This window comes from Acinetobacter stercoris (assembly GCF_900323515.1).
Classification (GTDB): Bacteria; Pseudomonadota; Gammaproteobacteria; order Pseudomonadales; family Moraxellaceae; genus Acinetobacter; species Acinetobacter stercoris.
The window spans coordinates 1-10,388 of record NZ_OOGT01000144.1 but is presented as its reverse complement, the minus strand read 5'-3'; the positions used below and the strand labels follow the sequence as shown (position 1 = coordinate 10,388).

Sequence of the window (10,388 nt, the reverse complement as noted above, 5' to 3'; positions counted from 1 at the left end):
TTACTAGAACATCTGAGAATATTAGTCCATCAGGTAAAAAATATATCCTACAACAAAAATTCCAAGAGATTTCACCTGAAAAACTACTTTATATACCTAATAGTTCGACTCAGGAAACCTTACAATATAATAATGAAGTATGTAAGGCTATCAATGGTATAGATGCATCAGATAAAGGAGTACGAATTATTCAAAAAAATACAACCTCTGTTTTAGTCTGCAATGATATAAAAAAGTCAAAAACCGAAATAGATAAAATCTTATCTCAAAGACAAGCTTGTAATATACAAAGTATTTCATATAGTAATTACAATGGTATAACAGGTGCAAATAATCCAATTGCCGGTGATATCTTATACCAAAATGCTACAGGTTCATTATTAAGGAGAATAGAAGTTGGTGGATATTATAATGAAGCGATTGATAATTTAAATAATGAGTCAGGCTATTCAAGAATATTTTTAACCGTCTATATTGGTTCACCTGGGACTTATCCATTTTATACAATAGGACGTTTAGGTTGTACTTCTACCTCGCAAGGAGTATTGGTGACTACCTAAATTAATAAACTAATTATCTTATTTTAACCCAGTCTTTCGAGTGGGTTTTTTTATGGGAGAACGATATGCGTGGAATGCCGAATATTCCCAACTTTAAAGGTCTGGTCGATTCAGGTACTGGTGCTGTGATTAGTTTGGGCGGTGCCGCTTTAATTAAAACTATATTTGGCAACTACTGGGGGATTTTTAATGAATACGGCGTCCCGATTGTTTTGTCTGATAACGTCCTATCTATCCAGCATTCCATTAGTTCAAAGATTTCTAATGCACCCGTCGAAAAAGGTTCATTCACCAGTTACAACAAAGTCAAAGAACCTTATAAAGCCACGGTTCAAATGAGTAAAGGCAGTGGCGGTACTTTAGAACGTGGTGCTTTTCTGGCTCAGATCGAAACTCTGGCCAACAGTACTCTTAAATTTCAAATTGTCACCCCGGATTATGTTTATACCAACGCCAGTATTGTCGGTTGTGATAATGCCCGATCAGCGAGTGATGGCGCCCAGTTGATCAAGGTCAATATCCATCTTGAAGAGATTCAGGAAGTCGCTGTGAGTTATCGACTGGAAGAGGTTAAAAATCCTGCGGATGCCAGAACCAAAGACGGCGGCGAACGTCAGCCACAAGATGCCAGTGATAATCAGTCCATCTTAAAAAAATTGTTTGGGTGAAACTATGATTGTGACCATTCCCCTAGATGCTTATCCTAACCAGACGGTGAGCAGTATTATTGCAGGTCAACGCTGGACATTCACCTTACAAACCCGCCTGGATCATCTCTATGCAACCGTCGAAAATGAAAATCAGGGTACGCTGGTTTTAAATCGTATTTGTGTCGATGGTGCCTTTATTACCCCCAATCTGGTTTTTATTGATACTCAGGGAAATAGCGATCCGATCTATTCGGGATTGAATGAAGTGGGACGTTATAAGTTGGTGTGGACAGATGAAGCGTAAAGTTATTCGTGTCACTTTGACGATTGCAGGTCAAAAAGAAGTATTCACCGTTCAAGGGAACAATCAGCTGACCTCAACAGGTTTACGTGTTTTATTCAATTGCATGTATGGTGGTGGCGCCGTCATGCCAACGGCGCAAATTAAAATCTATGGTCTACCTTTGGACAAGATGATGAAGCTGTTTCGAGTGCGTTGGCAGACTCTTGAAGCTTTAATGAATCGGGTCAGGATAGATGCGGGTGAAGAGGGTGAAACCCTGTATAAGGTTTTTGAGGGCAATATCACCTTTGCCTATCCTGAAATGGAGAGTGCCCCTGACGTGGCATTAGCGATAGATTCTCAGGCAGCCATCTTTGAACATTTACGCCCTGTTTCACCGACTCAATTTGAGGGTGAAAATGATGTGGCCGATATGATTAAAACCCTGTGTGATGAAATGGGTTATCAGTTTGAAAATAATGGGGTCAGTAAAATTATTGATACCCGATATCTACCTGATACTGCTTTAGCCAAGATTCAGGCACTGGCCACCCACGCCGATATAGATCTGTACATTGAGCAGGATTTGATTGCTATTGCACCTAAGGGCGTGCCCCGAAAATTAAAAATTCCGATTATTTCACCGTCTACAGGCTTGATTGGATATCCCACACCTGATTTAAGAGGCGTCAGCTTCAAATGTTTATACAACCCCGCAATACGATTTGGCGGGGTTGTTTCTATTCAGGACAGTGAAATTGCAATCTGCAATGCCGATTGGCGGGCGTATGGCGTGTGGCTGAGTTTGGAGGCCAATGTGCCCAATGGCAATTGGTCATGTGAAGTCAATGCAACTTATCTGGATACGCATGATGCAGTTAAAAAATAGCGATAAATTAGGACTGATACGTCCTGAACAAGCCATGGGTGGATCTGCACAGCTTGCAGCTTTATTCCGTCATTTAACGGGCAAAATGCAGACCATTACTTTGGTTGAAGTTGTTGCAGTACAAAATGACGGGATTAATCCTGTTGGTACCGTGAGTGTTAAGCCGTTAGTTTCCCAGCTGGATGGATCTGACAATATTATTGAACATGGGGTGATTGGAAATATCCCGTATTTCAGATTGCAGGGTGGCCAAAATGCAGTAGTGATCGATCCACAAAAGGGTGATATTGCTTTATGCAGTTTCTGTTCACGGGATATATCTGCAGTCAAACGGACTAGAAAACCTTCACCACCTAATTCCAGGCGCCAGTTCGACTGGTCAGATGGTTTATATCTGGGCGGTTATTTAAATGGAAGTCCAACGCAATATATCCAGTTCAATCCTGAAGGTGGCATCAATATCGTCAGCACAGGTGATATTAATATCAACGGATTGAAGATTTCCAAAGATGGGGTTTTAACACTATCAAATGGTGTCATTGTCGATACACATGTGCACGGCGGTGTTCGATCAGGTGATTCAGATACTCGGGAGCCAAAATGAAAACCTTGTTTCTACACCCAAATACATGGGATCTGGCTTTAGATGTGAATGGTGATATTGCCACGGCAACAGCAACCTACCAAAAGGCACAGGATATTGCCAGTGCCTGCAGAACTTTCAGTAAAGACATTTATGTACGTCAGGAGGATGGTATCCCTTATCTGGAAGACATTTTGGGTCAGGGAAAGTATTCACTTGCGCTATATCGTAAACATTTACAGGATGCCGCTTTATCCATTCCCGATGTGATTGAAGCCAATGTGGAATTGTATTCATTGAAAGAACGGGTACTACGTGGACGGATTCTATTCAAACAACAAAATGGCGAAAAGGGAGTGGTTGAGCTATGAGTATGATCCCGTTACTTGAAATTACCGATAAGGGGATTTATGCACCGCCGACCGAAGCGGTGATGGCTGGATTATGGAGATTATTTAAAACAGCCTTTGGGGATGAGTTGAACGAGGATCTAAGGACTCCACAGGGTCAACTGATTACTTCACTTACGGCGATGATTCAGGATGAACGCAATCAAATGATTCAACTGTTGAATCTCACCGATCCGCGTTATTCCAAAGGTATCTGGCAAGAAGGTATTGGCCAGATCTATTTTTTAGAACGTAAGCATCAAACCCATTCCAACGTGATTTTGACCTTTATCGGTCTGGCCAACGTAAAAATTCCTGCCAAAAGCCAGTTTATGGATCGGAATGGCTATTTGTGGGAAACCACAAAGGATGTACTGATTGGAAATAATGGACGTGCTCAGGTCCAGGCTTTATGTACCACAGCTGGAACAATACAGGCAGTAGCACACAGCATTAATATCATGATTAAAGTCATTCCTGGTCTGGATCAGGTCTTGAATGAAACGGCAGCGATTGAAGGACGTGAGGAAGAAAGCCGGACGGATTTTGAAGAACGGCGCCGTGAATCTGTTGCAGCCAACTCTAAAAACACCAATGCCGCCACCTATGGAGCGGTCGCTGATTTAAAAGATGTGGTGAGCGTATTTGTTGTTGATAACCCGACAGATGAAACAGTGCTGGTAGGGTCAACCCACTATCCCATTATCCGTAACAGCATTCTGGTTTCCGTGGTCGGCGGTGATGATTATGAGATTGCCAAGACAGCCTTAATCAAGGCAGGTTCAGGCTGTTCATTTAACGGTAATACGGAAGTTAAGGTCAGGGATACAGACAACTTTCCAGAGCGACCACCTGTTTATAACGTCAAAATCATGCGCCCCAAACATATTCCGGTTTATTTCAGGATCAGGCTTGAAGATGAAACAGCCATGTCACTTCAGGATGAAAAGGCCATGAAGAAAGCCATTATTGAGGCGATGCAAAGTGGCAAGACCAAAGCTAGGATTGGCCATCCTGTGGTGGCGCTACGTTTTGTTTGTCAGGTCACTGCGGTCACCAGTTTGATTATTGAATCTATACAGATCAGTCGGGATCAGCAGAATTTTACTGATGTTCTGGATTTTGGGGTGGATGAATTTCCTTTTACCACTGAAGACTATATTGAGTTTGTGTAATGAAAAATATTCAAGACACCTTAATGTCACAGTATGCCAATAGCCCTGTGATCTGCCAGCTGATTGAGGAATTAAACACCTGCATAGATCCAGATCAGAATATTGATGATTTTTATCAGTTGGTGTGTAACCTCAAAACAGCCAAAGGCTTTGGTCTGGATATATGGGGGCGGATTGTCGGGGTAGACCGAAACATTGGAACAGCCAATCCTGAGGCTGAAGCATTTGGATTTAAAACCCGTAATGTTTCATTCTATCCATTCAATCAACGTCCCTTTAGTTCTGCAGGAACCAAATACGCCTCCTTTAAACTGAATGATGCACAGCTGAGAACACTGATCATTATCAAGGCGGCATCTAATATTGTTTTGGCCACCGCACCAAATATCAATAAGTTTCTGAGGATACTCTTTCGAGAGCGTTGTTATTTTTTAATTATCGGGCATATGAAAGCCCGATATTTTTTTGAGTTTAATTTAAGGGCTTTTGAACGCTTACTGGTCTACAAACTGGAATTATTACCGAGACCGAGTGGTGTTTTAGTGGATTACAAAGAAATGGTAACACGCAACATATTTGGTTTTTCAGGTACAGGCTTTCAACCATTTAATCAGGGAGTATTTGCATAATGAGTAACCCGACATTGATTAGCATTCCTTTTTCATTAAATGGGAAGCACAACAAGATTTATAACGAACGTCAAAAAGGGCAAGACTTAGAGGATGCAACCTGGTCTATCGGATTTCCACCCATTACCATGACCGCCGTAGAAGAAGGCGGTTTGCCACCTAAGGGGTTAGATTTTAACGGGATATTCTTCGAGCTTTCTGACAATACCGTGTTCTTATCAAAAGGCGGGCGTTATCAGTTTGATGCAGATTATGCCAAAGCGATTGGTGGATATTCTAAAGGTGCCATTCTTTTATCTGCAGATCGTACACGGGAATATATTAGCCAGATAGATAACAACCTCACTGATCCGAACGATGAGCAGAATCGGGACAAGTGGAAGATCTACACAGGTGATGGTTCAATCACCAATGCCACCACTGACAAAGCGGGTGTGGTGAAACTCAATGATACTCTCACCAGTGATAGTGCCGCTGAAGCCCTAACAGCGAAACAGGGCAAAGTTTTAAAAGGACTTGTTGATCAAAAGCTAGATAAAAATGCTGCTGCAGCAAGTGCAGGTAAGCTCACCACAGCCCGAACATTTAACTATACAGGTGCAGCGACGGGTTCAGTACAGTTTGATGGTTCCAAGGATGTGACCTGTGTGCTGACTTTGGCCAACTCAGGTGTTGTCGAAGGAACGTATGGATCAGGCATTGAAATTCCAACAGTTACGGTCAACGCCAAAGGTTTACTCACTGTTGTTTCAACTACGCCAATTCGTGCGGCATCAACAACCCAGACAGGTGTGCTGAAGCTGAATGACTCGGTGATTAGTGATAGTACGACTGAAGCGCTTACGGCGCGACAAGGGAAAGTGCTTCAACAAACCAAATTGAGTGTGGATTATCCACAAGCAAAAGGGTATCTGAGAATATCAACTGTAAATAATACGTTAGATGCTTTATCGATAACCGACCAGATCGAGCAACCCTATCAAGGTTTTTTTGCAATTGGAACCCATTATCCGAACCCTGATAAAGATAACCTGAAGCCTTTAGTCGGGTTCAGGGTTAGGCATAGACATATTAATGGTACTTCCACAAATGATTTGCCGAGTTACCAGAAATATTATGTTTTTTATGGGAATGATGGAGCGCCGATTAAAGTTGATAAAGAGACGAATTCTGAGTATATCGTCACAACTGACTTGCTAAATGAATTGCTTGAACCTTCATTATTTGTACCTATTCCTTATCCCAAAGCGATACCACCATCAGGTTATTTGAGCATGCTAGGGCAATCAATTGATGCTAAGACATATCCTATTTTATACAAGCTATATGGTAGTCGTCTCCCAGACATGCGGGGTGAATTTATTCGTGGGTATGACAATGGTCGTGGGGTAGATCCTGGCCGGACTATTTTAAGTCAACAGTATGACAGTGTTGGCCAACATACACATGAAATTATGGTGGGAGGTGATCCCAACAATGTTCGACAACAAAATCCAGATGCTGCAGTCACCTCATCCTCAGGGGTAACGGATGTTTGGGGGAGTATCCAGATTCGTTCAGCAGGGAATCCTGAGACTAGACCACGCAATATTGCATTCAACTATATTATCAAGGCAGGTTAACAATGACGCTTATTTCTGAAAAAGATCAAATTATTATGGCTTATAGTTATGATGCTGATGACCAGCGTCTGGTAGGTTCATTTGAATATCTACGGGCAACTGGGACAGGACTACCTGCACAAAGTACCAATATCCAACCACCAACTGCAGAGCAGGGTTTTATTCCTGTATTTGATGTTGAAAATCAGCAATGGGGATTAGTTGAAGATCATCGCCGTAAAACGGTTTATTCAACAGATACAGGGCTATCCTCGACTGTTGATTATGTAGGTGCAATTAAAGACGGTTTTACCTTCAATGCACCGCAATCGGTCTATGAGCAATGGGAAGATGATCATTGGATTGATCCACGTAGTGATGCAGAAAAAGAAGCTGACCGTTTAAAAGCATTTGCACCGCTTACACGGCGTCAATTTAAACTGACCTTACTTGAGCATGATTTACTGGATCAAATAGAGCAGGCGATTGACTCAATTCAGGATGCTACACAAAAGAAAAAGGTTCAAATTGAATATGCTGAGTCTGAGAAGTTTGAGCGGAGCAATGAATCGGTTAGATACATGCTCGGTATTTTAAAACTATCAGATGAGCAAGTGGATGAGATGTGGCGATATGCTATGTCTCTTTAAATTTTAAGAACAAATTTTATGCGAAATATTTATGTAAGGTAAGTATTTCGCGTAACGCCCATTATGTTAAATAGGAACCTTAGAACAATAGAAAATTATAATTTCATTGCCATAAGGAAGAATATACTTACAATCCTACGTTCGTTTGTAAAGCAATTTGCTGTGAAGCTAATTCAAGTGCTTTAGATTTCCCTAATGGTTTAATATCAGTGCCTTCAGCATATATAAAATCTACCTTATCAATACCAATTAATCCTAATACTGCTATTAAATATGCTGTAACAGCATCTGTTGGAAGATCTTGATGAAAACCACCACGTGAACTAAAGATAATTGATTTAACACCTTTAATTAATCCTACGGGTGCGGTTTCTGTATATTGAAAAGTTACTCGTGCTCGTGCAATTAAGTCGAACCAGTTTTTTAATTGGGTTGGTACATTTAAGTTATACATTGGTGCTGCAATCAATAATAGATCACAATCTTTCAGCTCTTGAATAAATTGATCAGAGAGAGCTACTGCTGCTTTTACCTCAGGTTTTTCATTCGCCTCTCCACGTAAGGCATTAAATATCTCTAAGTTTAATACTGGTAAGTTCATAGCTCCTAGATCATGTTCAATTATTTGGTCAACATAACCACTTTGCTTACGTCTATATAAATATTTATTAATGAGCTGATTACTTAGAGATTTTTCCTGCATAAAACTAGATTTGATAACTAAAATTCTGTTCATAGTAAGGTTCCTAATATGAATTTTAATTAGATTATCATTGATAAATTGGATACAAAAGTGATAATAAATCAACTCATTGATTCCCAATTGGAACTAATATGCGTGTTAATGATCTGAAAAGTTTGATGGCATTTATTAGTGTTGTTGAACAAGGAAGTTTTACTAAAGCATCAGAAAAATTACATCTGACTCGTTCCGCTGTCAGTAAGATGATTTCAAAGCTTGAGGTACAGCTCGGAGTAGTACTTTTTAACAGAGATACACGTCATTTAGCTCTCACAGAAGAAGGTAGTATTTTCTATGAACATAGCCAGCGGGCTGTACAAGAATTATTAATAGCTGAGACATTATTTGAAAGTAATAATCAAAATATTCAGGGAATGATACGTATCTCTATGCCTGTATTATTTGGACAAAAGTTCATAGTTCCGATATTAAGAGACTTAGCAGATGAACATCAAAATTTGAATATGGTTCTTNCTTTTAATGATCGTTATATTGATTTAATTGAAGATAATTATGACCTAGTGATAAGAATTGGTAATTTAGAAGATAATAGTCAATTAATGGTTAAAAAGATTTCTGAGCATGCAATGTGGCTCTGTGCCACACCTGAATATTTAAAAAGATACCAGGTTCCTGAGAGTATCAAAGATTTAGATAACCATCAGACTATTGGATATTTGAAAAATGGGCAGCTTGAAAAGTGGATATTTCAAAGTTCTCATCATAAAACTATGAAATATTTGCCAAAAAATAAAGTTCAAATGGATGACATAAAAAGCATATTAGATTATGTACTAATGCATGGAGGAATTGGTTGGTTACCTTCCTGGTTGATTCAAGAATATATACAAAGTGGTCAATTAATACACCTACTTACTAACTATTCAAGTACTAACTATCCTATTCAAATTGTATGGAAAAGATCAAATTTCTTACCAATACGTGTTCGTACTACCATTGATAAAATAGCTTCATCAATACAAAAAGATAGCGTCATTAAATAAGATTTATAAGAGAGGAATTCTAAATTGATAGTAATACAAAATCTTTCTAGTTTAATTTTTAAACACGGATTTATTAAGCTTTCCTAAAATTAACATAATACACCTTATACGAAATACAAGTACATAACTTGAACCAGTAGACGTTTTTTAACTTTACAAACCGATCCAATTAGTGATCGGTTTTTTATTGCCAAAAATTAGGAGGCCACATGGCTGAACCAGTATCAACTGCAGCAAGCGCTAGTGCAGCTAAAGCAATCGGGCTTGGAACCATCTTTTTTGTATTCATTGTTGCAGCAATAGCAATCGTACTCATGATGATACAGACCCCACGAAACGCAAAGGAGTGGGCGATAGGGATTATTACCACAATCATTTTTAGTGCTGGGCTAGGTGCAACGGTTATCCGCTATCTGGAAATTGGCCACTGGGTGAATGACTGGTTCGGTGTCGTTGGGCTAGCTTTCATTATTTTCTCATGCGGATTACCTGGTTGGTTCATTGTCCGTTTGTCTTTCAATTTCATGATCGAACGTCAGGCGGAAACGATCAAAGACTTAATCAAAGAAGTGAGGAATTTAAAAAATGATAAGTAAAAAGATCACCTCTCAACAAATTCAAGATCAAGCAAAGAGCCTTGGAATTGAAACGGCGTGCTTGCGCGCCGTCATCGAGGTGGAGTGTAAAAGCTCAGGTTTTAATACAGATGGTACGCCAGTCATTCTCTTTGAACGTCATGTGATGCGACAGCGTTTAATTGCAAACGGTAAAGCAGATACTGTCTATCGCATGATGAAAGAGCGCCCAGATTTGTGTAATACAACATCAGGTGGCTATGGCTTGTATTCAGCTCAACATGGTCGATTAAATGTAGCTGCTCAATATGACCGTACATCGGCTTTGGAGTCGGCATCTTGGGGACTTGGCCAAGTTATGGGTTATCACTGGAAATCACTGGGCTATGTATCGTTACAAGCATTTATTAATGCCATGTACCGTGATGAAGCATCACAGCTTGAAGCTATGTGCAGATATATCAAGGTGAATAATCTGGTCAATGCATTGAAAAACAAAGACTGGAAAGCCTTTGCACGTGGTTATAACGGTGCTGGTTATGCAAAAAATAACTATGACGTGAAGTTGGCCAATGCTTATAAGAAGTGGAAAATTTATTAAGAATATTTGCAGACTTGTCACTAAATATGTCAGGTATTAATTTTTACTTCTTTAAAT

The 10,388-nt window shown here is 39.9% G+C and carries 14 protein-coding genes; 13 read left to right on the top strand and 1 reads right to left on the bottom strand.

The genetic code is table 11. The features are described 5' to 3' along the window. The 10 genes from KPC_RS20395 to KPC_RS13760 all read left to right on the top strand — a co-directional run. Positions 1 to 560: hypothetical protein (locus KPC_RS20395; protein ID WP_171334499.1), on the top strand; the 560-nt coding region annotated here is incomplete at its 5' end. 65 nt (positions 561 to 625) lie between these two features. Next, on the top strand, positions 626 to 1,228 hold the full coding sequence (locus tag KPC_RS13800; RefSeq protein WP_121974941.1) for a phage baseplate protein: 603 nt from the start codon (positions 626 to 628) through the stop codon (positions 1,226 to 1,228). A gap of 4 nt (positions 1,229 to 1,232) precedes the next feature. Continuing rightward, positions 1,233 to 1,514 carry a phage baseplate plug family protein gene (locus KPC_RS13795; protein ID WP_121974940.1) on the top strand — a complete coding sequence of 94 codons (282 nt, stop codon included), beginning with the start codon at positions 1,233 to 1,235 and terminating at the stop codon, positions 1,512 to 1,514. After that, a complete protein-coding gene (locus KPC_RS13790; RefSeq protein WP_213065901.1) occupies positions 1,471 to 2,382 on the top strand; it encodes a baseplate hub protein in 912 nt (303 codons plus the stop codon). The genes KPC_RS13795 and KPC_RS13790 overlap by 44 nt, the downstream gene beginning before the upstream one ends. Beyond that, entirely contained in the window at positions 2,363 to 2,986 is a 624-nt protein-coding gene (locus tag KPC_RS13785) for a Gp138 family membrane-puncturing spike protein (RefSeq protein ID WP_213065900.1), read from the top strand. The genes KPC_RS13790 and KPC_RS13785 overlap by 20 nt, the downstream gene beginning before the upstream one ends. Next, on the top strand, positions 2,983 to 3,336 hold the full coding sequence (locus tag KPC_RS13780) for a hypothetical protein (protein ID WP_121974937.1): 354 nt from the start codon (positions 2,983 to 2,985) through the stop codon (positions 3,334 to 3,336). Before KPC_RS13785 ends, KPC_RS13780 begins: the two co-directional genes overlap by 4 nt. After that, positions 3,333 to 4,529 (top strand): baseplate J/gp47 family protein, encoded by a 1,197-nt coding sequence (locus tag KPC_RS13775; protein WP_121974936.1) that lies wholly within the window; start codon positions 3,333 to 3,335, stop codon positions 4,527 to 4,529. Before KPC_RS13780 ends, KPC_RS13775 begins: the two co-directional genes overlap by 4 nt. Continuing rightward, a complete protein-coding gene (locus KPC_RS13770; RefSeq protein ID WP_121974935.1) occupies positions 4,529 to 5,158 on the top strand; it encodes a DUF2612 domain-containing protein in 630 nt (209 codons plus the stop codon). The genes KPC_RS13775 and KPC_RS13770 overlap by 1 nt, the downstream gene beginning before the upstream one ends. Then, a complete protein-coding gene (locus KPC_RS13765) occupies positions 5,158 to 6,780 on the top strand; it encodes a phage tail protein (protein WP_121974934.1) in 1,623 nt (540 codons plus the stop codon). Before KPC_RS13770 ends, KPC_RS13765 begins: the two co-directional genes overlap by 1 nt. Positions 6,781 to 6,782: 2 nt before the next feature. Further along, the gene (locus KPC_RS13760; protein ID WP_121974933.1) at positions 6,783 to 7,409 is read left to right on the top strand and encodes a hypothetical protein; all 627 of its coding nucleotides are present in this window, start codon (positions 6,783 to 6,785) and stop codon (positions 7,407 to 7,409) included. Positions 7,410 to 7,536: 127 nt separating this feature from the next. Here the strand turns inward: KPC_RS13760 and KPC_RS13755 are convergent, their stop codons facing one another. Continuing rightward, positions 7,537 to 8,145, bottom strand: a complete 609-nt coding sequence (locus tag KPC_RS13755) for an FMN-dependent NADH-azoreductase (RefSeq protein WP_078194113.1) — start codon at positions 8,143 to 8,145, stop codon at positions 7,537 to 7,539. 98 nt (positions 8,146 to 8,243) lie between these two features. On the opposite strand from KPC_RS13755, the gene KPC_RS13750 reads away from it, so the two are divergent. The 3 genes from KPC_RS13750 to KPC_RS13740 all read left to right on the top strand — a co-directional run bounded on the left by KPC_RS13750 (position 8,244) and on the right by KPC_RS13740 (position 10,331). After that, positions 8,244 to 9,155 carry a LysR family transcriptional regulator gene (locus KPC_RS13750; protein ID WP_121974932.1) on the top strand — a complete coding sequence of 304 codons (912 nt, stop codon included), beginning with the start codon at positions 8,244 to 8,246 and terminating at the stop codon, positions 9,153 to 9,155. Positions 9,156 to 9,364: 209 nt separating this feature from the next. Beyond that, positions 9,365 to 9,751, top strand: a complete 387-nt coding sequence (locus KPC_RS13745; protein ID WP_121974931.1) for a DUF2304 family protein — start codon at positions 9,365 to 9,367, stop codon at positions 9,749 to 9,751. Further along, entirely contained in the window at positions 9,744 to 10,331 is a 588-nt protein-coding gene (locus tag KPC_RS13740) for an N-acetylmuramidase family protein (protein WP_121974942.1), read from the top strand. Before KPC_RS13745 ends, KPC_RS13740 begins: the two co-directional genes overlap by 8 nt. Positions 10,332 to 10,388: the final 57 nt, after the last annotated feature.

What these genes read in the sequence shown, in the direction of transcription:
- KPC_RS13800 (WP_121974941.1), top strand. Translation starts at nt 626, where the DNA reads ATGCGTGGAATGCCGAATATTCCCAACTTTAAAGGTCTGGTCGATTCA.
- KPC_RS13795 (WP_121974940.1), top strand. Translation starts at nt 1,233, where the DNA reads ATGATTGTGACCATTCCCCTAGATGCTTATCCTAACCAGACGGTGAGC.
- KPC_RS13790 (WP_213065901.1), top strand. Translation starts at nt 1,471, where the DNA reads ATGAAGTGGGACGTTATAAGTTGGTGTGGACAGATGAAGCGTAAAGTT.
- KPC_RS13785 (WP_213065900.1), top strand. Translation starts at nt 2,363, where the DNA reads ATGATGCAGTTAAAAAATAGCGATAAATTAGGACTGATACGTCCTGAA.
- KPC_RS13780 (WP_121974937.1), top strand. Translation starts at nt 2,983, where the DNA reads ATGAAAACCTTGTTTCTACACCCAAATACATGGGATCTGGCTTTAGAT.
- KPC_RS13775 (WP_121974936.1), top strand. Translation starts at nt 3,333, where the DNA reads ATGAGTATGATCCCGTTACTTGAAATTACCGATAAGGGGATTTATGCA.
- KPC_RS13770 (WP_121974935.1), top strand. Translation starts at nt 4,529, where the DNA reads ATGAAAAATATTCAAGACACCTTAATGTCACAGTATGCCAATAGCCCT.
- KPC_RS13765 (WP_121974934.1), top strand. Translation starts at nt 5,158, where the DNA reads ATGAGTAACCCGACATTGATTAGCATTCCTTTTTCATTAAATGGGAAG.
- KPC_RS13760 (WP_121974933.1), top strand. Translation starts at nt 6,783, where the DNA reads ATGACGCTTATTTCTGAAAAAGATCAAATTATTATGGCTTATAGTTAT.
- KPC_RS13755 (WP_078194113.1), bottom strand. Translation starts at nt 8,145, where the DNA reads ATGAACAGAATTTTAGTTATCAAATCTAGTTTTATGCAGGAAAAATCT.
- KPC_RS13745 (WP_121974931.1), top strand. Translation starts at nt 9,365, where the DNA reads ATGGCTGAACCAGTATCAACTGCAGCAAGCGCTAGTGCAGCTAAAGCA.